The following is a 24,250-nucleotide window of genomic DNA, read 5'->3' on the forward strand; positions in this document are numbered from 1 at the left end:
GGCCGCTGACTACGCTGGGACTCCGTCCCACCCCACCCCTCCCGGAGGCAACCCGTGCTCGCCCGCATCGACCTGCGCGGAACCGCGCTGCCGGGATTCCGCGAGCTCGCCGGCCTGCTGCCGCGCGCCGCCACCGACATCGACTCCGTCCTGGCCACCGTCCGACCGCTGTGCGAGGACGTGCGCATCCGGGGCGCCCAGGCGGTCCGCGAGATCACCGCGCGGCTCGATGGCGTGGACAACGAGGACTTCGCCGTCCCGCAGGCGGCACTGGACCGCGCGCTGGCCGAGTGCGACCCGACGCTGCGTGCCGCCCTGGAGGAGGCGATCGCGCGGGTCCAGCGGGTGCACGCCGACCAGCGCCGCGCCGACGTCACCACCGAGGTGGTGCCCGGCGGGACGGTCACCGAGCGCTGGGTCCCGGTCCGCCGGGTCGGGCTGTACGTCCCCGGCGGCCTCGCCCCGCTGCTGTCCAGCGTGGTCATGAACGTCGTCCCCGCGCAGATCGCCGGCGTGGAGTCCATCGCCGTCGCCTCCCCGCCGCAGCGCGACCACGGCGGCCTGCCCGACCCGGGCGTCCTGGCCGCCTGCGCGCTGCTGGGCATCACCGAGGTCTACGCCGTCGGTGGGGCGCAGGCCGTGGCCGTCTTCGGGTACGGCGCGGGCTCCTGCGAGCCGGTGGACATGGTCACCGGCCCCGGCAACGTCTACGTGACCGCTGCCAAGCGGCTGCTGCGCGGGATCATCGGCATCGACTCCGAGGCCGGCCCCACCGAGGTCGCGATCCTCGCCGACGAGACCGCCGACCCCGCGCACGTCGCGGCCGACCTGATCAGCCAGGCCGAGCACGACCCGCTCGCCGGAGCGGTGCTGGTCACCGACAGCGAGGCGCTCGCCGACGCCGTCCTCGCGCTCGTGCCGGGGCAGGTCGCCGCCACCAAGCACTCCGACCGGATCAACACGGCGCTGCACGGCAGCCAGTCCGGCATCGTCCTGGTCGACGACATCGACGCCGGGCTGCGCGTGGTCGACGCCTACGCCGCCGAGCACCTCGAGATCCAGACCCGGGACGCCCGGGCCGTCGCCGGCCGGGTGCGCAACGCCGGCGCGGTCTTCGTCGGCGCCTGGTCGCCGGTGTCGCTCGGCGACTACGCCGCCGGCTCCAACCACGTGCTGCCCACCGGCGGCTGCGCGCGGTTCTCCAGCGGCCTGTCGGTGCAGTCCTTCCTGCGCGGCATCCACGTCATCGAGTACGACGAGCAGGCGCTCGCCGGCGTCGCCGGGCACATCGACGCCCTCGCCGGTGCCGAGGACCTGCCCGCGCACGCCGCCGCGGTCCGGATCCGGCAGCGCACGTGACGTCGATGGACGAGCTCCCGCTGCGGCCGGAGCTGCGGGGGCGCACGCCCTACGGCGCCCCGCAGGTGCCGGCGCAGCATCGGCTGAACACCAACGAGAACCCGCACCCGCTGCCCGACGAGCTGCTCGCCGACCTCGGCGCGGCGCTCGGGCACGCGGCGCTGGAGCTCAACCGCTACCCCGACCGGGACGCCGTCGAGCTGCGCGCCGACCTCGCCGCCTACCTCACCCGGTCGGCCGGGACGCCGGTCGACCCGGCGCAGGTGTGGGCGGCCAACGGCTCCAACGAGGTGCTCCAGCAGATCCTGCAGGCCTTCGGCGGGGCGGGCCGCACCGCGCTGGGCTTCACGCCGTCGTACTCGATGCACCCGATCATCTCGGCGGGCACCGGCACCGGCTGGGTGGACGGGCACCGGCGGGCGGACTTCACGATCGACCCGGCCGCCGCCGTCGCCCAGGTGCGCGAGGTGGCGCCGCACGTCGTCTTCGTGACCAGCCCGAACAACCCGACCGGCACCGCCGTCCCGCTGGCCACGATCGAGGCGCTGTACGAGGCGACCTCGGGCGTGCTGGTCGTCGACGAGGCCTACGCCGAGTTCGCCCGCACCGGGACGCCGTCGGCGCTGACCCTGCTCCCGGGGCGGCCGCGGCTGATCGTGAGCCGGACGATGAGCAAGGCGTTCGGGATGGCCGGGCTGCGGCTGGGCTACCTCGCCGCCGACCCCGCCGTCGTCGACGCGCTGCAGCTGGTGCGGCTGCCCTACCACCTGAGCTCGCTCACCCAGGCCGCCGCGCGGGCCGCGCTGGCGCACACCGACGCGCTGCTGGCGACGGTGGACGCGGTGCGGGCGCAGCGGGACCGGATCGTCGCCGCGCTGCCGGCGCTGGGCCTGACCAGCGTGCCCAGCGACGCCAACTTCGTGCTCTTCGGCCGGTTCGCCGACGCGCCCGCCACCTGGCAGGCGCTGCTCGACCGCGGCGTGCTGGTCCGCGACGTCGGGCTGCCCGGCTGGCTCCGGGTCACCGCCGGCACCGCCGCCGAGACCGACGCCTTCCTCACCGCGCTGGGTGAGGTCGCGCCGGATCACCGCCTCGTTCTGGGAGACTGAGCTCATGACCGCACCTGCACGTCGCACCGCCCGGGTGGAGCGCGCGACCAGCGAGACCAAGCTGGTCGTCGAGCTCGACCTCGACGGCACGGGCACCAGCTCGATCAGCACGGGCGTCGGCTTCTACGACCACATGCTCACCGCGCTGTCCAAGCACAGCGGCATCGACCTCACGGTGCAGGCCGACGGCGACCTGCACATCGACGCGCACCACACCGTCGAGGACGTCGCGATCGCGCTCGGCCAGGCGTTCGCCGAGGCCCTGGGCGACAAGCGCGGCATCACGCGGTACGGCGACGCCACCATCCCGATGGACGAGGTGCTGGCGCAGGCCGCCGTCGACCTGTCGGGCCGGCCGTACTTCGTGCACGCCGAGCCCGAAGGCATGACGCCGATGATCGGGCCGGACTACCCGACGTCGCTGACCAAGCACGTGCTCGAGTCGTTCGCGTTCAACGCGCGGATCAGCCTGCACGTGCGGGTGCTCTACGCCGGCCGGGACGCCCACCACATCGTCGAGGGCCAGTTCAAGGCGCTGGCCCGCGCGCTGCGCCAGGCCGTGGCGCTGGACCCCCGCGTCACCGACGTGCCCTCGACCAAGGGTGCCCTGTAACCGGTGAACTCCGGGCTGATCCTGCTGGTGTTCGGCGGCTTCCTCCTCGGCGGCGCGTGGAGCATCTGGAGCGTCGACGAGGACGACCCCCGCCGGAGCACCCCGCAGGTGGTGTTCGCCGTCGTCCTGCTGCTGGCGGCGCTGCTGGCGTCCGCGGCGGGCGTGCTCCGGCTCGTCTGACCCGCGGATGAGCGGGGCGGACGAGCAGCGCCTCCTGCGCACCGTGCTCGCCGACCCGACGGTCGCGGCGGTGCTCGACCGGGCGCCGGCCCTGGGCGTGGCCGACTGGTGGCTCACCGCCGGGGTGCTGTTCCAGACGGTGTGGAACGACCTCACCGGCCGCCCGCCCGGGACCGGCATCCGCGACGCCGACCTCTTCTACTTCGACGAGGACACCTCGTGGGAGGCGGAGGACGTCGTCATCCGGGCCGGGGCGGAGCTGTTCGCCGACCTGCCCGTGCCCGTGGAGATCCGCAACGAGGCGCGGGTGCACCTCTGGTACGCCGACCACTTCGGGACGCCGGCCCCGCCGTTCCGCGACTGCGCCGACGCCATCGACTCCTTCGCCGCGGTCTGCTGCGCCGTGGGCGTCACGGTGGACGCCTCCGGCGAGCCGCGGGTGTACGCGCCGTACGGGCTCGACGACCTGTTCGGGCTGGTCGTGCGCCCCAACCCGCGGCTGGCGCCGCGGGCGGTCTACGAGGCCAAGGCGGCGCGCTGGCTGGGGGAGTGGCCGGAGCTGACCGTGCTGCCGTGGGACGCGGCGGTACCGATACCGCACCGCTGACCCGGGCGCACCCCGGGCCGGGGTGCCTCTCCCTCATCCGGGTGATGATCATCTGCGTCCGCTCGGCTGCGGGCCGCCGCGGGACGACCAGATGATCATGGTCCTCCGCATGCAGCAGTCGCTGCCCGCCGCCCCGGCCGACCCACGGTCGGCCGACGCGCAGCTCCGCCTCGGTGACGTGCTCCTCGAGCAGGGCGTGATCACCCGCGACCAGCTGCGCGAGGCCCTCGACGGCCACCGGCAGGTCGGTGAACCCCTCGGTGCCGTCCTGCTCGCGCGGGGAGCGATCACCCGCCGGCAGCTCTACACCGCGCTCGCCCAGGTGTGGGGCGCCGACATCACCTTCCTCGACTCCGACGACGTCGACCCGGAGCTCGCCCGGCTGTTCCCCGCCGATCTGCTCGCCCGCGAGCTGTGGCTGCCGGTGCGGATCGAGCAGTCTGCCGACGGCGGCCGGCAGGTCGTCGTCGCCGTCGCCGGTCGCCCGTCGGTGCACATCGCCGACGAGGTCGCCGCCCGCACCGGCATCCCCCGGGTGCGGCAGGTGGTGACCTCCGACTGGGACGTGCACCGCGGCCTGCGCACCGCCTGGCGCGACGAGCTGGTGCACACCTCGGTGCGCGCGCTGGCCGAGCAGCGCCCCGCTGAGTCCGCGTCGCAGGTGTTCGTGTGGTGGCAGATCGCGCTCGCCGTCGGCCTGGTCGCGGGCACCACGCTGTCGGCCGTCCTGTGGTTCTCCGCCACGGCGCTCGTCGTCGTGGCGGTGCTCAACGTCTCCGTCGCGCTCGCCGTGGGCGCGAAGGCCCTGATCAGCACGGTCGGCACCGCGTACGAGACCGTCGAGCAGGTCACCGACGAGGAGGTCGCCGCGCTCGTCGACGCCGACCTGCCGCGGTACTCGATCCTCGTGCCGGTCTACAAGGAGGCCGGGATCGTCGGGTTGCTCATGCGCAACCTCGCCGCGCTGGACTACCCGCGGGAGAAGGTGGAGATCCTCCTGCTGCTCGAGGAGGACGACGAGGAGACCCTCGCCGCCGCGCTGGCCGCCGCCCCGCCGGACATCGTCCGGATCATCGTGGTCCCGCACTCGCTGCCCAAGACCAAGCCGAGGGCCTGCAACGTGGGCCTGACCTTCGCCCGCGGCGAGTTCGTGGTCATCTACGACGCCGAGGACCGCCCGGACCCCGACCAGCTGAAGAAGGCCGTCGTCGCGTTCGGCAAGGGCGGCGAGGACCTGGCGTGCGTGCAGGCCGCGCTGAACTACTTCAACGCCACCGAGAACGTGCTCACCCGCATGTTCACCCTCGAGTACTCCTCGTGGTTCGACTACACGCTGGCCGGCCTGGACAAGCTGCGGCTGCCGATCCCGCTCGGCGGCACCAGCAACCACTTCCGGGCCGGCGCGCTGCGCGAGCTCGGCGGCTGGGACCCCTACAACGTCACCGAGGACGCCGACCTGGGCATCCGCGCCTCGGCCCGCGGCTACCGGGTCGCCGTCGTCAACTCCACGACGTACGAAGAGGCCAACATGGCCGTCGGCAACTGGATCCGGCAGCGCAGCCGCTGGGTCAAGGGCTACATGCAGACGGTGCTGGTGCACAGCCGCCGGCCGGTGGCGCTCTTCCGCAGCGTCGGGGCCCGGCAGACCGCCGGGTTCGCCCTGCTCATCGGCGGCACCCCGCTGATGTTCCTGGCCACGCCCTGGCTGTACGCCTTGTTCGTCGTGGACCTCGTCCGGCCCGGGCTGCTGGTGTCCGCCCTGCCGCAGTGGCTGGTGACGGTCAGCCTGGGCAACCTGCTGCTCGGCAACGGCGTGATCATCTACCTGTCGCTGCTCGCCGGGTTCAAGCGGCGCAACTACCGGCTGGTGCCCTTCGCGCTGCTGTCCCCGCTGTACTGGCTGCTGCACTCGGTCGCGGCCTACAAGGCGGCCTGGCAGCTGGTCACCAAGCCGTTCTACTGGGAGAAGACGACGCACGGGCTGTCCAGCCACGTCGCCCCCGGCCCGGCGGCGACCGCCACCGACCGGGCGGACGACCAGTGACCACCGTGCCGTCGCCGCTCGCTCCGCTTCCGCACCGGCGGCGCACCGCCGTCTCCCCGGTCGATGCGTCTCCGGTCGCTGCCGGCGCCGCACCTCGGTCCGTTCCCCTGGGCCGGGTGAGCGCGGCCGCGCTGCTCGCAGTCGGCGCGGTCGCGGGCGGGCTGCTGGTCGCCGGCCGGCCCTGGCAGGACGCGCTGCTGCCGGGGTTCGCGCTGCTGCTCGCCGCCTACGGGGCGGTCTTCTGCCTGCGGGCGGTGACCGTCACCGGCTTCCTCGCGGGCTCCGCCGGGGCCGGACTGGTGATCGCCGGATCGATCCCGCTGCTCGGGGCGCTGGCGGTGGCCGGGGTGCTCGCCGTCGCGTGCGGCGGGGCGCCCGAGTGGCGCCGGGTGGAGGCCTGGCAGTCCGACCGCGCCCGGATGGGTGACTCCGCCCCGGGGCCGGTCGGTCGGCTGTGGCGCTGGGACCGCGTGGCCGCGGCCTTCCTGGTGCTGTCCTTCCCGCCGGCCATGGCGGCCTTCGCGGAGTTCTTCATCGCCTGGAGCACCTCGCGCTGAGGCCCGTGCCCCGGCCGGGCAGCCGGTGCGCCCGCATGCGCACGAGCGTGGCCTCCCGCCCGCCGGAGACCACGCTCGTGCGCATCCGCGCGACCGGTGGGCTGGTGGTGGCCGTCGCAGCGCCTCGGGGGAATCCCCGGCGGGGCCGCTGCGCTGGTCGGTAGCGTGGCAGGCGTGAAGAAGGTGGCGGTCCTCGACTACGGGTCGGGCAATCTGCGCTCGGCGGAGCGCGCGCTCGCGCGGGTGGGGGCCGACGTCACCGTCACCTCCGACGCGCAGACCGCGCTCGAGGCCGACGGTCTCGTCGTCCCCGGCGTCGGCGCGTTCGCCGCGTGCATGGAGGGCCTCAAGGCCGTCGACGGCGCGCGGATCATCGACCGCCGGCTGGCCGGCGGTCGTCCGGTGCTCGGCATCTGCGTCGGCATGCAGATCCTCTTCGAGCGCGGCGTCGAGCACGGTCACGATGCGGAGGGCTGCGGCGAGTGGCCCGGCGTCGTCGAGCCGCTCCGGGCCCCGGTGCTGCCGCACATGGGCTGGAACACCGTCGACGTCGCCCCCGGCAGCGTGCTCTTCGACGGGATCGAGGACGAGCGCTTCTACTTCGTGCACTCCTACGGCGTCCGCGAGTTCACCCTCGGTCAGGACGACCTGCCCTCGCCGCTGCCCAAGCCGAAGGTCACCTGGGCCGAGCACGGCGACCGGTTCGTCGCGGGCATCGAGAACACCGCGCTGTCGGCGACGCAGTTCCACCCGGAGAAGAGCGGCGACGCCGGCGCCCAGCTGCTCACCAACTGGCTGGGCACGCTCGCCTGATCAGGGCAGCGCGAGCAGCCGCAGGGCGAGGAAGCCCGGGCGGGTGCTCAGCTTCGCGGCCTCCTCGGGCCAGCGCTGCCGCATGCTCTCCGGCGGCCGCGGCTCGACCAGCCGCTGGATGACGAACCCGGCGTCGGTGGCCGCGGCGCAGAGGTCGGACAGCGGCTCGCGCCAGAACTGCACCTCGTGCCGCCCCGACAGCATCGACCAGGCGTCGGTCTCCAGGACGCGGTCGAAGTAGGAGCCGCCCTTGCGCAGCCAGTCGGTGGTCGGGTGCTGGGTGGAGACGACGGCAGCACCGCCGGGCTTCAGGACCCGGCGCATCTCGGCGAAGGCGGCGCGCTCGTCCGCGACGTAGTGGATCGCGAGGGCGCAGACGACCAGGTCGACGGAGGCGTCGGGGTAGGGGAGGGGCTCGTCCAGCCGGGCGACGCGGATCTCGGCGCGGTCGCCGACCCGCGCCCGCGCCAGCTCCACCATGGCGCTGCTGGCGTCGAAGCCGACGACCTCCGCGCCGCGCGCCAGCAGCTCCTCGGCGTAGAGGCCCGGCCCGCACCCGGCGTCCAGCACCCGCAGGCCGGTGACGTCGCCCAGCAGCTCCAGCACGGCCGGCCGGTCGTAGTGGGCGTTGTAGGCGCCGTCCTCGGCGTGCGCCAGGAACTCGTCGGCCATGGACTCGTAGGGGCGCCAGAGCTCGTCGGTCACCGGGCGACCCTAGTGGCGCGGGTCACCACCGGCCGCGGTGCACGACCTCGTCCAGGCCGCGTCGCCCGCGCCGCAGCGAGGGGGAGCGGCGGTCGCCCTCGCCGGGGTAGCCGATCGACAGGCAGCCGACCGGCCGGTACTCCCCGGGCACCCCGAACGCGGCGCGCAGCGCGTCCACCTTGTCCCCGGGCACGCCGAAGAAGCAGGCGCCGAGCCCCTCGTCGACGGCGGTCAGCAGCACGAGCAGCGACGCCATCCCGGCGTCGACGTCCCAGTACGGCACCGGCCAGCGCGCCTCGTCGCGGTCGGTCCAGCCCTTGTCCGGCTCGGCGTACCGGTCGAGGTAGGCCTGCTTGTTCGCGAACGGCACGACCAGCAGCGGCGCCCGGCGCATCCGCGTCAGCCAGGCGTCCGGCGCGCCGGCGTCGGTGGTCGCCGTCCAGAAGCGGTCCCGGTCCTCGTCGTCCTCCAGCACCAGGAACGCCCAGCCCTGGCTGAACCCGGCCGAGGGCGCCCGGATGGCGTGCGCCAGCAGCCGCTCCCGCACCTCCGGCGGCACCGGCCGGTCGGGGTCGTAGTCGCGCACCATGCGACGGCGGCGGACCACCTCTGCGAACTCCACGGCGACAGCCTGCCGCAGAACTCCGATGACATCGCTCCTAGGCTGGTCACCGTGCCGAAGCTGCAGCTGCTCCCCGCCGTCGACGTCGCCGACGGACAGGCCGTGCGCCTCGTCCAGGGGGAGGCCGGGAGCGAGACCTCCTACGGCGACCCGCTCGAGGCCGCCCTCCAGTGGCAGCGCGACGGCGCCGAGTGGGTCCACCTGGTCGACCTGGACGCCGCCTTCGGCCGCGGCAGCAACCGCGAGCTGCTGGCCCGCGTCGTCGGTGAGCTGGACGTCGACGTCGAGCTCTCCGGCGGCATCCGGGACGACGAGTCGCTGGCCGCGGCGCTGGCCACCGGCTGCCGCCGGGTCAACCTGGGCACCGCGGCGCTGGAGTCGCCCGAGTGGTGCGCCCGCGCCATCGCCGAGCACGGCGACCGCATCGCCGTCGGGCTGGACGTGCGCGGCACCCGGCTGGCCGCCCGCGGCTGGACGCAGGAGGGCGGCGAGCTCTACGAGACCCTCGCCCGCCTGGACGCCGAGGGCTGCGCCCGCTACGTCGTCACCGACATCACCAAGGACGGCACGCTCAAGGGCCCGAACCTGGAGCTGCTGCGCGAGGTCTGCGCCGCGACGCCGCGCCCGGTCATCGCCTCCGGCGGCGTGAGCTCGCTGGACGACATCCGCGCCCTGGCCGGGTTGACCGCCGTCGGCGTCGAGGGCGCCATCGTCGGCAAGGCCCTGTACGCCGGCGCCTTCACCCTGCCGCAGGCCTTGCGGATCACCGAGGAGCTCGCGTGAGCGTGGTGCGGCTGGGCTCGGGCAGCCCGTGGGAGGCGGTGGTCGGCTACAGCCGCGTCGTCGTCCGCGGTGACACCGCCTGGGTCAGCGGCACCACCTCCACGGTGGACGGCGAGGTCGCCCACCCCGGCGACGCCGCCGCGCAGACCCGGCAGGCGCTCGCGATCATCGAGCAGTCGCTGGAGCGGGCCGGGTTCACCATGGCCGACGTCGTCCGCACGCGGCTGTTCGTCACCGACATCTCCCGGTGGGAGGAGGTCGGGCGGGTGCACGGCGAGGTCTTCGGCGACATCCGGCCGGCCACCTCGATGGTGCAGGTCGCCGCCCTCATCGACCCCGCCCACCTGGTCGAGATCGAGGCCGACGCGGTGCGGGGGGCCGGGGCATGAGCGTGTCGGTGCGCGTCATCCCGTGCCTGGACGTCGACCAGGGCCGGGTGGTCAAGGGCGTCAACTTCGTCGACCTGCGCGACGCCGGCGACCCGGTCGAGATGGCCCGGGTCTACGACGCCGAGGGCGCCGACGAGCTCACCTTCCTCGACATCAGCGCCAGCTCGGGCAACCGGGAGACGACCTACGACGTCGTCCGCCGCACCGCGGAGAGCGTGTTCATCCCGCTCACCGTCGGCGGCGGCGTGCGCACGGTCGAGGACGTCGACCGGCTGCTGCGGGCCGGCGCGGACAAGGTCGGCGTCAACACCGCCGCCGTCGCCCGGCCGGAGCTGATCGCCGAGATCGCGCACCGGTTCGGCAGCCAGGTGCTGGTGCTGTCGGTCGACGCCCGCCGCGTGCGCGACGGCGCGGCCACCGATTCGGGCTTCGAGATCACCACGCACGGCGGGCGCCAGGGCACCGGCCGGGACGCCGTCGAGTGGGTGGTGCGGGCCGCCGAGCTCGGTGTCGGCGAGGTGCTGCTCAACTCGATGGACGCCGACGGCACCCAGGCCGGCTTCGACACCGAGCTGATCCGCGCGGTGCGCCGCGAGGTGACCGTGCCGGTGATCGCCAGCGGGGGAGCCGGCAAGGTCGAGGACTTCCCGCCCGCGGTCGAGGCCGGCGCCGACGCCGTCCTCGCCGCGAGCGTCTTCCACTTCGGCAAGCTGCGGGTCGGCGACGTCAAGGCCGAGCTGTCCCGCGCGGGGATCCCGGTCCGGTAGCGCCCCGCGGTCAGCGTCCGGGCGCCGTCATGCGCGGCCAGCGGCTCACCAGCGCCGCGGCGGTGAGCAGCACGGCCAGCGACAGGCCGGCCTGGACCCAGGTCCACCAGCCCACCGGCGTGTGCCCGGCCCACGGGCAGGTGATGGTCTCGACGGCCATGAGGACGCCGGCGGCGATGCCGGCGACCGGGGCGTGCCGGCTGCTGCGCCACAGCAGGGTCACCGCCAGCACGATGGTGCCCAGCGCCGACAGGTCGATGACCGCCTGCCACGCCGGGTAGGCCAGGTCGCCCGCGGGCAACGGCTCGACCGCCGGGCACAGCACCCAGGCCACGGCGAAGGCGATGGCGAGCCACCGGCCGGGTCGCCCGGAGGGGACCGGACCACCAGTGCCCGCAGGCGCGGGAGCGGGCGCAACCGGGGCCGGGACCTGCTGCCGGGACTGCGGCCGGGGCGCTACCGGGGAGACCGGCGCGGGGGTCGCGGAGGAAGCGTCGAGCGTCACGCGCGGAACCGTAGAGGTCGACGAGCCGCTGCGCCTGCATCCGGCTCGCCGGGCGCGCGACGGACCGTCGACGCGCGGCGGCCGGGGGAGCAGGGTGGGGAGCCCGACCCCGGAGCGCCGCCATGCACCTGCATCGCATCATCCCGAACCTGACGGTCGCCGACCCGACCACCGGGCACGAGTTCTACGAGGAGTTCCTCGGCCTGGAGAAGCAGTTCGACATGGGCTGGGTCGCCAGCTTCCGGTCCCCGGCGAACCCGAGCATCCAGGTGACCCTCGTGAGCAGGGACGAGACGGCGCCCGAGCAGTCGTCGATGAGCGTGGCGGTCGCCGACGTCGACGCCGCGTACGCCGAGGCGCAGCGCCGCGGCTACGAGATCGTGCACCCGCTCACCCAGGAGCCGTGGGGGGTCCGCCGCTTCTTCGTCCGCGATCCGCACGGCGTCGTCGTCAACGTCCTCGGGCACGCGGACTAGGAGGCGACCGGCCGTGCGGTTCCGGTACTCCCTGACGACGCGGGCCACACCCGAGCAGGTGTTCACCGCCTTCACCGACTTCTCGGAGCGCCGCCTGGAGGTCTGGCGGAGGACCCTGGACCCGGCGAAGTACGAGCTGCGCGAGAGCGGCCCCGGCTGGGCGGTCGCCCGCGAGGGCAGCGCGGGCACCCGCATCTGGGTGCTGCTCCGCTACGAGTGGCAGCCGCCGGGCACCGTCCGCTGGACGCTGCTGGACAGCGACCACTGCGACGCCGGCCGTGGCGAGATCCGGATCGCCCCCGGTCCGGACGGGGGCAGCCGGCTCGACGCCGAGATCGACCACCACCACCCGCGGGGCGCGCGGGGGCGGGCGATCCTGCTGGCCCAGCGGCTGATCGGCCCGGTCGCCTTCCCTCGGCTGTGGCGCTCGGCCCTCGACGCGCTGGCCGGGCCGCCGGGCTGATCACGGCTCAGCAGATGCGCACCCGTGCCACCCCGGTGCGGCCCGACGCCCACAGCAGCAGCTCCAGCGGCTCGCCCTCCACGGTGCGCCCGCCCGCGCCGATGCGGGCCTCGGTGCCGGGCCGGTCGGTGCGGCGCAGCACGGCACCGCGGCGGCCGGCGGCGCGGCGGGCGTACAGCCTGGCCGGCACCCAGAGCTGGTCCTGCACCCCGGCCGGCAGCTCGCGGGGCGTCCACCCGGGCTGGGCCCGCCGCACGTCCTCGTGGTGGATCGCGAACTCCGGCGCGTTCAGCCGTTCGAGCCCCGGCCAGGCCAGCGGCGACCAGGCCGGTGGGCCGGAGCGCACCGCCGTCACCAGCTCGGCGTAGGAGCGCTGCAGCCGGGCGCTGTCCTCCACGCGGTGCGACCAGGCACCCAGCCGCCCCAGCCCCGGCACCTGCTCGAGGGCGTAGCCCGGCATCGCGTCCGGCCGCCGGTCGCGGACGGCGAGGTGCGCGGCCAGGTGCGCCGTCGTCCACCCCGCGCAGCAGGTCGGGGCGTCCGGGCCGAGCTCGTCGAGCAGGTCGGCCAGCGCGCGGCGCTCCTGGTCGGCGAGCGGAGCGGACGCGTCGGGAGCGGAGGTCATCGCCCGACGCTATCGGCATCCGGCGCGCGGAATAAACCGAATACCGTTCGGTTGACGGGTGAGATCCACGTAACATCCGAAGGCCGAACCGAACCACCCCGAGGAGACCCGTGCCGCGCCGCCGTCGAGATGCCGTCGTGCGGCGAGGGGTCCGGCACGTCGGGCGCGCCATCGCGCTGCAGCCGAAGATCTTCGCCGCCGCCCTGCTGGGCAGCGCCCTGTTCGCCGTCATGACGGTGGTCAGCGCCTACGTGATCGGCGAGGTCACCGACCGCGTCGTGCTGCCCTCGTTCGACGACGGCGAGGCCTCGGTCGCGGCCCTGGCGGTGGCGGTGCTGGCCATCATCGGCGTGGCCCTGCTGCGCATCGTCGGGATCGTCGGCCGCCGCCTGCTCTCCGGGATCATGCAGTACCGGCTGCAGGCGCAGATGCGCCGCGAGGTGACCGGGCAGTACCTCCGGCTGCCGCTCTCCTGGCACCAGCAGCACCCCACGGGTCAGCTGCTGTCCAACGCCAACTCCGACGTCGAGGCGGCCTGGTTCTTCGTCGCGCCGCTCGCCTTCGGGCTCGGCGCCGTCGTGATCATCTTCATCACCGGCGGCGCGATGGTCGCGACCGACCCGCTGCTGGCGCTCATCGGGCTGGTCGTCTTCCCCCTCGTCTTCGTCATCAACGCGCTGTACTCGCAGATCATGAGCCCGCGCCAGCAGCGGGCCCAGCAGCTGCGCGCCGAGGTCAGCGAGATCGCCCACGAGAGCTTCGACGCCGCGCTGGTCGTCAAGACCCTCGGCCGCGAGGAGTCGGAGACCGAGCGGTTCGACGCCCGCGCCGGGGAACTCCGCGACGGGCTCATCGCCGTCGGCCGGATCCGCGGGCTGTTCGACCCGCTGATCGAGTCGCTGCCCAACATCGGGACGCTCGCCGTGCTGCTCGTGGGCGCCCACCGGGTGGCCGACGGCGCGATCGACGTCGGCGACCTGGTCTCCATCGCCTACCTGTTCACCCTGCTGGCACTGCCGATCCGCGCCATCGGCTGGGTGCGCTCGCCGAGCTGCCGCGCGCCCTGGCCGGCTACGACCGGATCACGCCGGTCCTCGAGGCCACCGGCGAGACGCCCTACGGGCCGGACGACGCGGTGACCGGGGGCGGCGGTGCCGCGCTGGGGCTGCAGGGCGTCGGCTACACCTTCGCCGGCGTCGAGCGTCCGGCCGTCCGCGACGTCACCTTCGACGTCCCCGCCGGCCGCACCGTCGCGGTGGTGGGGCCGACCGGCTCGGGCAAGTCCACGCTCGCCGGTCTGCTGGTCCGGCTCGTCGACCCCGTCGACGGGACCGTGCTCATGGACGGCCTGGACCTCCGCCGGCTGCGCGAGGGGCAGGTCAGCGACTCCGCTGCCTTCGTCGCCCAGCAGGCGTTCCTCTTCGACGACACGGTGCGCGGCAACATCACCCTCGGGGGCCCGTTCTCCGACGAGGAGGTGTGGGCGGCGCTGCGGGTGGCCGCCGCCGACGACTTCGTGAGCGCGCTGCCCCAGGGCCTGGACACCCACGTCGGCGAGCGCGGCGCCTCGCTGTCCGGCGGTCAGCGGCAGCGGCTGGCGCTCGCCCGCGCGATCGTGCGCCGGCCGCGGCTGCTCGTGCTCGACGACGCCACCAGCGCCGTCGACCCCGCCGTCGAGGCGCGGATCCTCGACGCGCTGCGGTCCAGCGACTCCCCGGCCACCGTGGTGGTCGTGGCCTACCGCCAGGCGACCATCGCGCTGGCCGACGAGGTGGTCTGGTTCGAGCGCGGCCGCGCGGTCGCGCGCGGCAGCCACGCGTACCTGCTCGGCGAGGTGCCCGGCTACGCCGACCTCGTGCGCGCCTACTCCCAGGCCGAGGGGGTCTCGGCATGACCGTCACGCTGCCCGACGAGGACCGCAAGGAAGGCGCGCTCAAGACGCTGCGCCGGGGCCTGCGGATGATGCCCGAGTTCCGGCGCGGGCTGCCGCTCACGATCCTGCTCGCGGTGCTCGCCACCGCCGGCCGGGTCGTGGTCCCCATCGCCGTCCAGCAGGTGCTCGACCGCGGCATCGGCGCCGACGGCGGGCCGGACCTGGACTTCGTCACCTGGGTGGTGCTCGCCTGCGCGGTCGTCGTGGTGCTCACCGCCGTGGCGGTCTACCGGATGAACCTGCGGCTGTTCCGCACCACCGAGACCGCGCTGGCCGGGCTGCGCGTGCGCGCCTTCCGCCACGTGCACGACCTGTCCGCGGTGCACCAGCAGGGCGACAAGCGCGGCGGGCTCGTGTCACGGGTGACCAGCGACGTCGACCAGCTGTCGCAGTTCATGCAGTGGGGCGGTGTGCTCGGCCTGATCAGCTTCGGCCAGCTGCTCGTCGCCACCGTGGTGATGTTCTTCTACTCGTGGCAGCTGACGCTGGTCGTGCTGGCCTGCTTCGTGCCGCTGGGCATCGCCGTCCGCTGGTTCGCCGCGAAGCTGGCCGTCGTCTACGGCGTGGTCCGCGAGCGGATCGGCGACCTGCTGGCCGCCGTCTCCGAGTCCGTGGTCGGGGCCTCGACCGTGCGCGCCTACGGCGTGCGCGAGCGCACGGCGGAGCGCATCGACGGCGCGATCGACCGGCACTACCGCGCGGCGGTGGACGCGCAGCGCGTGGCCGTGGGCGTCTTCGTCAGCGGTGAGTTCGCCGCGGCGCTGGCCAACGCGGCGCTGGTCGTCGCCGGCGTCTACCTGGGCCTGGCCGGTGACATCACCGCCGGCACCCTCGTCGCCTTCCTGTTCCTCGTCACCCTGTTCGTCGCGCCGGTGCAGACCGCCAGCGAGGTGATCAACGAGGCGCAGAACGCCGTCGCCGGGTTCCGCCGCGTGCTCGACATCATCGACACCGAGCCCGACGTCCAGGACCCCGCCATCACCGACCCCGACGGCACCCACCACCTGCCCGCCGGCGTGCTCGGGGTGCGCTTCGAGCACGTGACCTTCCGCTACGCGCCCGGCGCCCGGAAGGCCCTCGACGACATCGACCTCACCATCGCGCCGCGCCGCCGGGTGGCGATCGTCGGCGAGACCGGCTCGGGCAAGACGACCTTCGCCAAGCTGGTCACCCGGCTCATGGACCCGGTCGAGGGGCGGGTGCTCCTGGGCTCCGACGACGCCGGCTGGGTCGCCCTGCCCGACGTCGCGTTCGAGTCGCTGCGCGCGCGGGTGGTGATGGTGCCGCAGGACGGCTTCCTGTTCGACGCCACCGTCGCGGACAACGTGCGCTACGGCCGGCCGGGCATTCCCGACGACGCCGTCGCCGCCGCCTTCGACGACCTCGGTCTCACCGACTGGGTCACCGGCCTGCCCGCGGGCGTGGCCAGCCCGGTCGGGCAGCGCGGCGAGTCGCTGTCGGCGGGGGAGCGGCAGCTCGTCGCCGTCGCCCGCGCCTACGTCGCCGACCCCGACCTGCTCGTGCTCGACGAGGCGACCAGCGCGGTCGACCCGGCGACCGAGCAGCGGCTCACCCGGGCGCTGGACACCCTCACCGCCGGGCGGACGACGCTCACGATCGCGCACCGGCTCTCCACCGCCGAGCGCGCCGACGAGGTGCTGGTCGTCGACTCCGGGCACGTGGTGCAGCGCGGCAGCCACGCCGAGCTGGTCGGGGTCGAGGGCACCTACGCGCGGCTGCACGCCTCGTGGCGCCGCGCGTCGGCCGGCGAACCGGAGCCCGTCGGCCGACCGCGGCCCTAGGCTGCGCGCCGTGACCCACCCCGCCCCGGCCGTGCCCGCACCGCGCATGCCGCCGTTCCCCGCCATGGTGGCCGCGCCGCTGGCGGTGCTCAGCGCCTTCGCGCCCGGCTTCTTCTTCCTGGTCGCGCTCGGCTTCTCCGGCGGCGAGCTCTCCGGCCCGGAGTGGGTGCTGCTCGCGGTTCCGCTCGCGCTCAGCCTCGGCCTGCTCGTCGGCGCCGTGCTGCTGGTGCGCGGCCGGTCGTGGCTGGTGCTGGCCACCGCCGGCGGGGTGCTCGCCGGGCTCGTCCTGGGTGGCACCGCGTTCGGCGGCTGGGCCGAGGACGCGCTCGGTTTCGGCCTGGCGGTGGGGCTGCTGCCGGCCGCCGCGGCGCTGCTCGCCGCGCATCCCGCGGTGCGCACCTGGGTCGCCGCGCGGCGCGGCGTCCGCTAGCCGCCCGGGCGGCTCAGCCCACGTGCCAGTGCCGCCGGACCAGCTCCTCCCGCGCCGAGCCGTCCTCGGCCAGCGCCTCGGCCGGCGTCGCCTCGTCGATCTCGCGGAGCCCGGCGATGACGGCGTCGAGCAGCGCCGCCGGGAAGACGCCCTCGGCCTCGAACAGCGCCCGCTCGGCGTCGAGCGCGTCGGCCGACTCGGCGCACGAGGTCGGCAACTGCTCGACGTCGTCGCTGTCGCCGGTGCTGAGCCGCTCGGCCAGCTCGAGGCTGCCGTCGTCGATGAGGCCGCGCCGGACAGCGACCGCCATGCCGGCCAGCAGCAGGTGGACGTCGGCAGAGCCGTCGCCGAGCCGGAACTCGACGGTCTGGGGGTGGACGTCCGGCTCGGGAACGGGCGCGCTGCCCGCCGGGTTGGCGTGCGCCACCATGCCGGGCAGCACGTCCCCGTTCCAGGCCAGCGGGACGCGGACCAGGCCGGTCCGGTCCTTCTCCGCCCAGGTGATGGCTCCGGGCGACTCGTCGCCGTCGGCGAACCGCAGGTAGGAGGTCGGGACCGTGTTGCCGAACGCGGTCAGGGCTCTGGCCGCGGAGAGGTACCCGGCGACCAGCCGCCGTCCGGTGTCGTTCAGCCCGTCCCGGCGCACGATGGTGCTGGCGCCGTTGCGCACCAGCCGGCTGTGCACGTGCAGGCCGTTCCCGGCTCCGCCGCTGCTCACCGACGGCGCGAAGGTCGCCTCCAGCCCGTGCGCGGCGGCCACCTCGCGCACCACCCACTTCGCCAGGACGAGGTGGTCGGCGGCCTGCTCGACGGGCACCGGCTGGAACTCGATCTCGTGCTGGACCAGCTGCCGGTCCTCCTCGAGGATGCCGCCGACCTCGCCGTGGGCGTACTTGAGCGGCACCCCCATGGCGGTCAGGTGGCCCAGCACCTGTTCCCGGACCCGTTCGCCCTTCGCGAAGGGACCCGACTCCTGGTACCCCCGCTCCTCCTCGACCGGGTAGATGCGGGAGGGGGAGTCGACGAGGTAGTACTCCAGCTCGCCGAAGGCCTCGAGCGTCATGCCCGTCTCCGCCTGCAGTGCCTCGGCCGCCTTCCGCACGATCTGCTCGCGGGCGTGCCGCAGCGGCGTGCCGTCCTCGTCGTAGAACGAGCAGAGCAGGTCCAGCGAGGGCCGCTCGCCGAACGGGTTGACGAAGGCGGTGCGGTACCGCGGCACCACGTAGACGTCGCTGGCGTCGGCGTCGGTACCGGCGAACACGCTCGAGCCGTCCACCCGCTCGCCGCGCACCAGTACCTCGGTGAGGTGCGCGCGCGAGGTGATGCCGAAGGCCAGCGTCTTCAGCCGGCCGTCACCGCCGACGTAGCGCAGGTTCACCTGGCGGAGCTCCAGCTGCTCGGCCGCCCGCACCAGGTCGGCCGCGGTGAACTCCACCGCCGGCATGCCGAGCAGGCGGACGAGCGGGTGCGGTTCGAACGCGTCGATGGCCATGCCCGCTCCCACGAGCGCGGAGGCGCAGGAGTTCCTCCGGGGCCGTCACGGGCCCACCGCCCTCCGGCCCGCTAGCGTCGGGTCGTGCAGAACACCACCGAGGCAGACGTCGTCGTCGTGGGCGCGGGGCTCGCGGGGCTGGTGGCCACCGCCGAGCTGGCCGACGCCGGCAAGCGGGTGGTCCTGGTCGACCAGGAGCCCGAGGCGAGCCTCGGCGGCCAGGCGCACTGGTCCTTCGGGGGCCTGTTCCTCGTCGACTCGCCCGAGCAGCGCCGGCTGCGGGTGCACGACTCCCTGGAGCTCGCCCGCCAGGACTGGTTCGGCACCGCCGCCTTCGACCGGACCGAGGACCACTGGCCGCGGCAGTGGGCCGAGGCCTACCTCCAGTTCGCCGCCGGTGAGAAGCGCGCCTGGCTCAAGGAGCAGGGCGTCGGCTTCTTCCCCGTCGTCGGCTGGGCCGAGCGGGGCGGCTACACCGCCACCGGGCACGGCAACTCCGTGCCGCGCTTCCACATCGTGTGGGGCACCGGCCCCGGCGTCGTCGCGCCGTTCCTGCGCCGCGTCCGGGCCGCCGTCGAGGCGGGCACCGTCGAGCTGCGGTTCCGGCACCGCGTGTCCGAGCTGGTCGTCAGCGGCGGCGCGGCGACCGGCGTGCGGTGCGCGGTCCTCGAGCCCAGCGGCGTGGCCCGGGGCGAGGCCAGCTCGCGCACCGAGGTCGGCGCGTTCGAGATCGCGGCGCAGGCCGTCGTCGTCACCTCCGGCGGCATCGGCGGCAACCACGAGCTGGTGCGGCGCAACTGGCCGGCCCGGCTGGGCCCGGCGCCGCAGCGGATGCTCTCCGGCGTCCCCGCGCACGTCGACGGGCACATGCTCCAGGCGACCGCGGCCGCCGGCGCCAGCGTGGTCAACGAGGACCGCATGTGGCACTACACCGAGGGCATCGCCAACCACTCGCCGGTCTGGGCGCAGCACGGCATCCGCATCCTGCCCGGGCCCTCGTCGCTGTGGTTCGACGCGCTCGGCCGGCGGCTGCCGGTGCCGCTGTTCCCCGGCTTCGACACCCTCGGGACGCTGGCCCACATCGGCACCACCGGGTACGAGCACACCTGGTTCGTCACGACGAAGAAGATCGTCGAGAAGGAGTTCGCGCTCTCGGGCTCCGAGCAGAACCCGGACCTCACCGGCAAGGACGTCCGGTTGCTGGTCAACCGCGCGCGGGCGGGCGTCTCCGCGCCGGTGCAGGCCTTCCTCGACAGGGGCGAGGACTTCGTCGTCGCTCCGACGCTGCCCGAGCTCGTCGAGGGGATGAACCGGATCACCGGGGGGACGCCGGCCATCGACCTGGCCGAGCTCGAGCGGGAGATCGTCGCCCGCGACCGGGAGATCGCGCACCCGTTCACCAAGGACCTGCAGGTCACCGCGATCCGCGGCGCGCGGAACTACCTCGGCGACAAGCTGATCCGGGTGGCCCAGCCGCACCGCATCCTCGACCCGGAGGCCGGGCCGCTGATCGCCGTCCGGCTGAACATCATCACCCGCAAGTCGCTCGGCGGGCTGGAGACCGATCTGTCCGCCCGGGTGCTGCGCCCCGGCGGCGTGGTCTTCGACGGCCTGTACGCCGCGGGCGAGGTGGCGGGCTTCGGCGGCGGCGGCATGCACGGCTACCGGTCGCTGGAGGGCACCTTCCTCGGCGGCTGCCTGTTCTCCGGCCGGACGGCGGGCCGGGCCGTCGCGGCGGCGCTGTGAGCGACCCGCGCCACCCGGACCCCTGGTCGGACCCCGACCGGCCCGCACCGCCGCCGTACGCCGGACCGCCGCGGACCGCGCCGCCGCAGCAGCCGTGGGGCCAGCCCCCGCCCGGCCAGCAGCCGTGGGGTCAGCAGCAGCCCTGGGGACAGCCCCCGTACGGCCCGCCGCAGTGGGGGCAGCCGCAGTACGCCCAGCCGCCGTGGGGACAGCCGCCGTACGGGCAGCCGTGGGGCCCGCCGCGGCCGGTCGAGCGCACGCCCGGCCAGGTCATCGGCGCGGCCGTGCTCGCCTTCGTGCAGGGCCTCGTCGTGCTCATCGCCTCGCTCTACGTCTGGTTCTTCGCCTCGATCGCCGATATCGCCTCCAGCGGCCGGCCGGGCGTCTACACCTCGGCGACCGCGCGGCAGCTGGCGACGGAGGGCACGGTGCTCGCCGTCCTCCAGCTGGCGTCGGTGGTGCTGCTCGTGATCGGCGGCATCGTCGCGCTCAACCGGCGCACCCGTGCCGCGTACCGGCTGCTCGCCGGCGCGCACGTCGTCCAGGTGGTCCTCGCGTTGTACTGGGGCGGCCGCATGCTCGACCTGCTCGGCGGCCTGGGCGGGTCCGACGGCGAGGGCTCGCTGGCCGCGTTCGCGCTGTTCTTCGCGGTGGCGCCCGCGGTCTCGCTCGGGCTGCTGCTCAGCGCCACGTCGCGGCGCTGGTTCACCGCCCCACCGGCCTGAGCGGGTCGCACGGCAGACTGGCGGCATGCCCGATGTCGTCCCTCCCGTGCTCGACCCCGAGGTCGCGGCGCTGCTGCGCCACGACCCCACCGGCCTGGTGACCGCCGTCGTCCAGCAGCACGACACCCGCGAGGTGCTCATGGTCGCCTGGATGGACGACGAGGCCCTGCGCCGCACGCTCACCACCGGCCGGGCCACGTACTGGTCGCGCAGCCGGCAGGAGTACTGGGTCAAGGGCGAGACCTCCGGCCACCGGCAGTGGGTGCACGAGGTGCGGGTGGACTGCGACGGCGACGCGCTGCTGGTGCTCGTCGACCAGGAGGGCGCGGCCTGCCACACCGGCGAGCGCAGCTGCTTCTACCGCGAGCTGCCCGCGGTCCCCGGCGTCCGTCCCGCGGCGGCCGGCGCATGAGGTTCGGCGTCGACACCCCCGCGCGCGAGGACTTCACCGCCGACCGGCCGATGGTGCCGGTGGTCCGCCGGCTGCTGGCCGACAGCGAGACCGCGGTCGGCATCTACCGCAAGCTCGCCGGCAACCGCCCGGGCACGGTGCTGCTGGAGTCGGCCGAGCAGGGCCGGCGCTGGGCGCGGTACAGCTTCGTGGGCGCCCGCAGCGCGGGCGTGCTCACCGAGCGCGGTGGCGTCACGCAGTGGCTGGGGGAGGAGATCCCCGGGCTGACCGACGACCTGCCGGGCGATCCGCTCGACGCCGTCCGCACGCTGGCCCGCCGGCTGCGCTCGCCGCGCACCCCGGACCTGCCGCCGCTCACCGGCGGGCTGGTCGGCTACCTGGGCTACGACGTCGTCCGGCGGCTGGAACGGCTGCCGGAGACCAGCACCGACGACATCGGCATGCCCGAGCTGGCGATGATGCTGGTGACCGACTTCGCGGTGCTCGACCACGCGGACGGGACACGGTGCTGCTGATCGCCAACGTGCTCCGCGGGTCGGAAGGCGGCTACGACGACGCGGTCGCCCGGCTGGACGCGATGGCCGCCGACCTGGCCCGCGCCGTCCCGCCGGGGGTCGCCGTCCTGGGGGAGGCAGCCGTCCCGGAGGTGACCAGCAGCATGGCGCCCGGCGTGTACGAGGCCGGTGTCGAGCGGGTGCGCGAGCACATCCGCGCGGGCGACGCCTTCCAGGTGGTGCTCGCCCAGCGGTTCGAGACGCCGACCACCGCCGACGCGCTCGACCTCTACCGGGTGCTGCGCGCCACCAACCCCTCGCCCTACATGTACCTGCTGCGCTTCGAGGGCCGGGAGACGCCGTTCGACGTCGTCGGCTCCTCGCCGGAGGCGCTCGTGACCGTCACCGGGTCGTCGGCGGTCGTGCACCCGCCGGCGGGTACCCGCCCGCGCGGGGCCACGCCGGAGGAGGACGTCCGGCTGGCCGAGGGGCTGCTCGCCGACCCGAAGGAGCGCGCCGAGCACGTCATGCTGGTCGACCTCGCGCGCAACGACCTGGGCCGGGTGTGCGTGCCGGGGTCGGTCGAGGTGCCCGACTTCATGCGCGTCGAGCACTACAGCCACGTCATGCACCTGGTCTCCACGGTGGCCGGCGAGGTGGCACCGGAGCACGACGCGCTGGACGTCTTCGACGCCACCTTCCCGGCCGGCACCGTCTCCGGCGCCCCCAAGCCGCGGGCGATGGAGATCATCGAGAGCGTCGAGCCGACCCGGCGGGCGCTCTACGCCGGCACGGTGGGCTACGTCGACGCCAGCGGGGACATGGACATGGCGATCGCGATCCGCACCGCCGTCCTGCACGACGGGACGGCCTACGTCCAGGCCGGCGCGGGGATCGTCGCCGACAGCGACGCCGCCCTGGAGGAGGCCGAGACCCGGCACAAGGCGCGCGCGGTGCTCTCGGCGATCGCCCGCGCCGAGGGGCTGCGGGAGCTGTGACCGCGCGCCGGGAGCTGACCAGCGCCGTCCTCGGGGCGGTGGCGTCGGGCGCGCTGGCCCTGGTCGCCGGCGGGCAGGCGTGGGCGGAGGTCACCGCCGACCGGCGGGCCCCGCTGCCCCCGGTCTCGGCCGACCTCTCCGGCGCCGACGCCGCACCGCTGGTGCCCGCCGCCGGGCTCGTGCTGCTGGCCGCGGCGGTCGCGCTGCTGGCGGTGCGCGGCGCCGGTCGCGTCGCCGTCGGCCTGCTCGCGGCGGCGGCCGGGGGCGCGCTGCTCTGGTCGGGCGGGCGCGCCCTGGCCGGCGGGCTGGACGACGCCGGCGCCGACCTGCCCGGCCTCTCCGGCGCCACGGTCGGCGACGTCACCGCCGACGTCGCGGCGTCGGGGCCGCTGCTCGTGGTGCTCGCCGGGCTGGTCGCCGTCGCCACCGGCGCGCTCGTCGTGCTGCGCGGCCGGTCCTGGCCGGGCATGGGCCGCCGGTACGAGCGCACCGACGGGGCGCCGGCGGCCGGCAGCACCGCACCGGCCCGGCCGCGCACCGACGAGGACCGGGCGGTCGACGCCTGGAAGGCGCTGGACCGGGGCGAGGACCCCACCGACCGGCGCGACGTATAGCCCAACCGGCGGGCACCACGCCGACCGCCCCCCTGGCCGGGCGGGATCGGCGGCGGCTCTAGAGTCGTGCTACCGATCCGGCTGGTGAGGGGACGACGTGCGACAGGCAGTGGAGACGGGCAGCGGGCGCACCCCCGCGCCGGCAGGAGCGACCGCGTGAACGTCCTCGACGAGATCGTCGCCGGTGTCCGCGAGGACGTCGCCGCCCGCGAGGCGCTCATCCCGCTCGCCGAGGTCAAGGCGGCCGCGCGCGACGCCCGTCCCGCCCTCGACGCCCTGGCCGCGCTGCGCGCCCCCGGCGTCGGCGTCATCGCCGAGGTCAAGCGCCGCAGCCCCTCCAAGGGCGAGCTGGCCGACATCCCCGACCCCGCCGAGCTGGCCCGCCAGTACGCCGACGGCGGCGCCCGGGTCATCTCCGTGCTCACCGAGCGGCGCCGCTTCGGCGGCTCGCAGGCCGACCTCGACGCCGTCCGCGCGGTCGTTGACGTGCCGATCCTGTGCAAGGACTTCGTCGTCAGCAGCTACCAGGTGCACGAGGCCCGGGCGCACGGTGCCGACGTGGTGCTGCTGATCGTCGCCGCGCTCGAGCAGAACGTGCTCACCGGGCTGCTGGAGCGGGTCGAGTCGCTCGGCATGACCGCCCTGGTCGAGGTGCACACCGAGGCCGAGGCCGACCGCGCCCTGGCCGCCGGTGCCGCCGTCATCGGCGTCAACGCCCGCGACCTCACCACGCTGCAGGTGGACCGCTCGACGTTCGAGAAGATCGCCCCGGGCCTGCCGTCGGAGGTGGTCAAGGTCGCCGAGTCCGGCGTCCGCGGCCCGCACGACCTGATCAGCTACGCCGCGGCCGGCGCCGATGCCGTGCTCGTCGGCGAGGGGCTGGTCACCGCCGGCGACGCCCGCCAGGCGGTGGCCGACCTGGTCACCGCGGGGGCGCACCCCGCGACCCCGCGCACCACCCGCTGACCCCCTCCACCTGCTGCGGCG

At 75.0% G+C, this 24,250-nt stretch carries 29 protein-coding genes; 24 read left to right on the top strand and 5 right to left on the bottom strand.

Annotation, left to right across the window (positions count from 1 at the left end; all coding sequences use genetic code 11):
• The first annotated feature begins 54 nt into the window (after window positions 1–54).
• The 8 genes from hisD to hisH all read left to right on the top strand — a co-directional run bounded on the left by hisD (window position 55) and on the right by hisH (window position 7,282).
• Window positions 55–1,359 carry a histidinol dehydrogenase gene (gene hisD, locus JKP75_RS07590; RefSeq protein ID WP_200491934.1) on the top strand — a complete coding sequence of 435 codons (1,305 nt, stop codon included), beginning with the start codon at window positions 55–57 and terminating at the stop codon, window positions 1,357–1,359.
• 5 nt (window positions 1,360–1,364) lie between these two features.
• Complete coding sequence (locus JKP75_RS07595; protein ID WP_207146593.1) at window positions 1,365–2,468, top strand: histidinol-phosphate transaminase; 1,104 nt, start codon at window positions 1,365–1,367, stop codon at window positions 2,466–2,468.
• Window positions 2,469–2,472: 4 nt separating this feature from the next.
• A complete protein-coding gene (gene hisB / locus JKP75_RS07600) occupies window positions 2,473–3,081 on the top strand; it encodes an imidazoleglycerol-phosphate dehydratase HisB (RefSeq protein WP_091767363.1) in 609 nt (202 codons plus the stop codon).
• A gap of 3 nt (window positions 3,082–3,084) precedes the next feature.
• A complete protein-coding gene (locus JKP75_RS07605) occupies window positions 3,085–3,261 on the top strand; it encodes a hypothetical protein (protein ID WP_200491933.1) in 177 nt (58 codons plus the stop codon).
• Between the two features lie 7 nt (window positions 3,262–3,268).
• Entirely contained in the window at window positions 3,269–3,868 is a 600-nt protein-coding gene (locus JKP75_RS07610; RefSeq protein WP_200491932.1) for a nucleotidyltransferase family protein, read from the top strand.
• 109 nt (window positions 3,869–3,977) lie between these two features.
• Entirely contained in the window at window positions 3,978–5,912 is a 1,935-nt protein-coding gene (locus JKP75_RS07615; protein WP_200491931.1) for a glycosyltransferase, read from the top strand.
• Between the two features lie 116 nt (window positions 5,913–6,028).
• A complete protein-coding gene (locus JKP75_RS07620) occupies window positions 6,029–6,469 on the top strand; it encodes a hypothetical protein (RefSeq protein WP_200492905.1) in 441 nt (146 codons plus the stop codon).
• Between the two features lie 174 nt (window positions 6,470–6,643).
• Window positions 6,644–7,282: an imidazole glycerol phosphate synthase subunit HisH gene (hisH, locus tag JKP75_RS07625; RefSeq protein WP_200491929.1), complete on the top strand. Its 639-nt coding sequence runs from the start codon at window positions 6,644–6,646 to the stop codon at window positions 7,280–7,282.
• Here hisH and JKP75_RS07630 read toward each other — a convergent pair whose 3' ends face one another.
• Together JKP75_RS07630 and JKP75_RS07635 are read right to left on the bottom strand one after the other, a co-directional pair.
• On the bottom strand, window positions 7,283–7,987 hold the full coding sequence (locus JKP75_RS07630; protein ID WP_200491928.1) for a class I SAM-dependent methyltransferase: 705 nt from the start codon (window positions 7,985–7,987) through the stop codon (window positions 7,283–7,285).
• A 22-nt stretch (window positions 7,988–8,009) separates the two neighbouring features.
• Window positions 8,010–8,609 (bottom strand): nitroreductase family protein, encoded by a 600-nt coding sequence (locus JKP75_RS07635; protein ID WP_200491927.1) that lies wholly within the window; start codon window positions 8,607–8,609, stop codon window positions 8,010–8,012.
• A 51-nt stretch (window positions 8,610–8,660) separates the two neighbouring features.
• On the opposite strand from JKP75_RS07635, the gene priA reads away from it, so the two are divergent.
• Genes priA through hisF form a run of 3 tightly spaced genes read left to right on the top strand, consistent with a single transcriptional unit; the run spans window position 8,661 to window position 10,548 of the window.
• On the top strand, window positions 8,661–9,392 hold the full coding sequence (gene priA, locus JKP75_RS07640) for a bifunctional 1-(5-phosphoribosyl)-5-((5-phosphoribosylamino)methylideneamino)imidazole-4-carboxamide isomerase/phosphoribosylanthranilate isomerase PriA (protein WP_200491926.1): 732 nt from the start codon (window positions 8,661–8,663) through the stop codon (window positions 9,390–9,392).
• Window positions 9,389–9,781, top strand: a complete 393-nt coding sequence (locus JKP75_RS07645; protein ID WP_200491925.1) for a RidA family protein — start codon at window positions 9,389–9,391, stop codon at window positions 9,779–9,781. The genes priA and JKP75_RS07645 overlap by 4 nt, the downstream gene beginning before the upstream one ends.
• A complete protein-coding gene (hisF, locus tag JKP75_RS07650; protein WP_200491924.1) occupies window positions 9,778–10,548 on the top strand; it encodes an imidazole glycerol phosphate synthase subunit HisF in 771 nt (256 codons plus the stop codon). The genes JKP75_RS07645 and hisF overlap by 4 nt, the downstream gene beginning before the upstream one ends.
• 10 nt (window positions 10,549–10,558) lie before the next feature.
• Here the strand turns inward: hisF and JKP75_RS07655 are convergent, their stop codons facing one another.
• On the bottom strand, window positions 10,559–10,882 hold the full coding sequence (locus JKP75_RS07655; RefSeq protein ID WP_200492906.1) for a hypothetical protein: 324 nt from the start codon (window positions 10,880–10,882) through the stop codon (window positions 10,559–10,561).
• A gap of 293 nt (window positions 10,883–11,175) precedes the next feature.
• Here JKP75_RS07655 and JKP75_RS07660 point away from each other — a divergent pair, with 293 nt between their 5' ends.
• Window positions 11,176–11,529: a VOC family protein gene (locus JKP75_RS07660; protein ID WP_200491922.1), complete on the top strand. Its 354-nt coding sequence runs from the start codon at window positions 11,176–11,178 to the stop codon at window positions 11,527–11,529.
• A gap of 13 nt (window positions 11,530–11,542) precedes the next feature.
• Window positions 11,543–11,992, top strand: a complete 450-nt coding sequence (locus tag JKP75_RS07665) for an SRPBCC family protein (RefSeq protein WP_200491921.1) — start codon at window positions 11,543–11,545, stop codon at window positions 11,990–11,992.
• Between the two features lie 7 nt (window positions 11,993–11,999).
• Here the strand turns inward: JKP75_RS07665 and JKP75_RS07670 are convergent, their stop codons facing one another.
• Window positions 12,000–12,617: a TIGR03085 family metal-binding protein gene (locus tag JKP75_RS07670; protein WP_200491920.1), complete on the bottom strand. Its 618-nt coding sequence runs from the start codon at window positions 12,615–12,617 to the stop codon at window positions 12,000–12,002.
• A 137-nt stretch (window positions 12,618–12,754) separates the two neighbouring features.
• Here JKP75_RS07670 and JKP75_RS20860 point away from each other — a divergent pair, with 137 nt between their 5' ends.
• From JKP75_RS20860 to JKP75_RS07685, 4 genes are read left to right on the top strand one after another with little or no spacing between them, the layout of a single operon-like run.
• The gene (locus tag JKP75_RS20860) at window positions 12,755–13,756 is read left to right on the top strand and encodes an ABC transporter transmembrane domain-containing protein (protein ID WP_309229622.1); all 1,002 of its coding nucleotides are present in this window, start codon (window positions 12,755–12,757) and stop codon (window positions 13,754–13,756) included.
• Entirely contained in the window at window positions 13,753–14,511 is a 759-nt protein-coding gene (locus JKP75_RS20865; protein ID WP_309229623.1) for an ATP-binding cassette domain-containing protein, read from the top strand. The genes JKP75_RS20860 and JKP75_RS20865 overlap by 4 nt, the downstream gene beginning before the upstream one ends.
• Window positions 14,508–16,352, top strand: coding sequence for an ABC transporter ATP-binding protein (locus JKP75_RS07680; RefSeq protein WP_200491918.1), 1,845 nt, complete (start codon window positions 14,508–14,510; stop codon window positions 16,350–16,352). The genes JKP75_RS20865 and JKP75_RS07680 overlap by 4 nt, the downstream gene beginning before the upstream one ends.
• A gap of 10 nt (window positions 16,353–16,362) precedes the next feature.
• Window positions 16,363–16,782, top strand: a complete 420-nt coding sequence (locus JKP75_RS07685; protein WP_200491917.1) for a hypothetical protein — start codon at window positions 16,363–16,365, stop codon at window positions 16,780–16,782.
• 13 nt (window positions 16,783–16,795) lie between these two features.
• Here JKP75_RS07685 and JKP75_RS07690 read toward each other — a convergent pair whose 3' ends face one another.
• Window positions 16,796–18,274 (bottom strand): glutamine synthetase beta-grasp domain-containing protein, encoded by a 1,479-nt coding sequence (locus JKP75_RS07690; protein ID WP_200491916.1) that lies wholly within the window; start codon window positions 18,272–18,274, stop codon window positions 16,796–16,798.
• Between the two features lie 84 nt (window positions 18,275–18,358).
• On the opposite strand from JKP75_RS07690, the gene JKP75_RS07695 reads away from it, so the two are divergent.
• From JKP75_RS07695 to trpC, 7 genes are all read left to right on the top strand, one after another.
• Window positions 18,359–20,020, top strand: a complete 1,662-nt coding sequence (locus JKP75_RS07695) for an FAD-binding dehydrogenase (RefSeq protein ID WP_200491915.1) — start codon at window positions 18,359–18,361, stop codon at window positions 20,018–20,020.
• On the top strand, window positions 20,017–20,745 hold the full coding sequence (locus JKP75_RS07700; RefSeq protein ID WP_200491914.1) for a hypothetical protein: 729 nt from the start codon (window positions 20,017–20,019) through the stop codon (window positions 20,743–20,745). The genes JKP75_RS07695 and JKP75_RS07700 overlap by 4 nt, the downstream gene beginning before the upstream one ends.
• Window positions 20,746–20,770: 25 nt before the next feature.
• Window positions 20,771–21,157, top strand: coding sequence for a phosphoribosyl-AMP cyclohydrolase (gene hisI, locus JKP75_RS07705; protein ID WP_200491913.1), 387 nt, complete (start codon window positions 20,771–20,773; stop codon window positions 21,155–21,157).
• The gene (locus JKP75_RS20870) at window positions 21,154–21,672 is read left to right on the top strand and encodes a hypothetical protein (RefSeq protein ID WP_242472825.1); all 519 of its coding nucleotides are present in this window, start codon (window positions 21,154–21,156) and stop codon (window positions 21,670–21,672) included. The genes hisI and JKP75_RS20870 overlap by 4 nt, the downstream gene beginning before the upstream one ends.
• Entirely contained in the window at window positions 21,663–22,649 is a 987-nt protein-coding gene (locus JKP75_RS07710) for a chorismate-binding protein (RefSeq protein WP_309229624.1), read from the top strand. Before JKP75_RS20870 ends, JKP75_RS07710 begins: the two co-directional genes overlap by 10 nt.
• Window positions 22,646–23,263 (top strand): Trp biosynthesis-associated membrane protein, encoded by a 618-nt coding sequence (locus JKP75_RS07715; protein ID WP_200491911.1) that lies wholly within the window; start codon window positions 22,646–22,648, stop codon window positions 23,261–23,263. The genes JKP75_RS07710 and JKP75_RS07715 overlap by 4 nt, the downstream gene beginning before the upstream one ends.
• Before the next feature lie 156 nt (window positions 23,264–23,419).
• Window positions 23,420–24,229 carry an indole-3-glycerol phosphate synthase TrpC gene (gene trpC / locus JKP75_RS07720; RefSeq protein ID WP_200491910.1) on the top strand — a complete coding sequence of 270 codons (810 nt, stop codon included), beginning with the start codon at window positions 23,420–23,422 and terminating at the stop codon, window positions 24,227–24,229.
• Window positions 24,230–24,250: the final 21 nt, after the last annotated feature.

The sequence above is a fragment of the Blastococcus sp. TML/M2B genome, assembly GCF_016612865.1.
GTDB lineage: Bacteria > Actinomycetota > Actinomycetes > Mycobacteriales > Geodermatophilaceae > Blastococcus.

Bases quoted from the DNA above. Each gene is read 5' to 3' on its own strand.
- JKP75_RS07595 (WP_207146593.1), top strand. From the start codon at position 1,365: ATGGACGAGCTCCCGCTGCGGCCGGAGCTGCGGGGGCGCACGCCCTAC.
- JKP75_RS07680 (WP_200491918.1), top strand. From the start codon at position 14,508: ATGACCGTCACGCTGCCCGACGAGGACCGCAAGGAAGGCGCGCTCAAG.
- hisF (WP_200491924.1), top strand. From the start codon at position 9,778: ATGAGCGTGTCGGTGCGCGTCATCCCGTGCCTGGACGTCGACCAGGGC.
- JKP75_RS07615 (WP_200491931.1), top strand. From the start codon at position 3,978: ATGCAGCAGTCGCTGCCCGCCGCCCCGGCCGACCCACGGTCGGCCGAC.
- hisB (WP_091767363.1), top strand. From the start codon at position 2,473: ATGACCGCACCTGCACGTCGCACCGCCCGGGTGGAGCGCGCGACCAGC.
- JKP75_RS20870 (WP_242472825.1), top strand. From the start codon at position 21,154: ATGAGGTTCGGCGTCGACACCCCCGCGCGCGAGGACTTCACCGCCGAC.
- JKP75_RS07660 (WP_200491922.1), top strand. From the start codon at position 11,176: ATGCACCTGCATCGCATCATCCCGAACCTGACGGTCGCCGACCCGACC.
- JKP75_RS07670 (WP_200491920.1), bottom strand. From the start codon at position 12,617: ATGACCTCCGCTCCCGACGCGTCCGCTCCGCTCGCCGACCAGGAGCGC.
- JKP75_RS07610 (WP_200491932.1), top strand. From the start codon at position 3,269: ATGAGCGGGGCGGACGAGCAGCGCCTCCTGCGCACCGTGCTCGCCGAC.
- hisI (WP_200491913.1), top strand. From the start codon at position 20,771: ATGCCCGATGTCGTCCCTCCCGTGCTCGACCCCGAGGTCGCGGCGCTG.
- JKP75_RS07690 (WP_200491916.1), bottom strand. From the start codon at position 18,274: ATGGCCATCGACGCGTTCGAACCGCACCCGCTCGTCCGCCTGCTCGGC.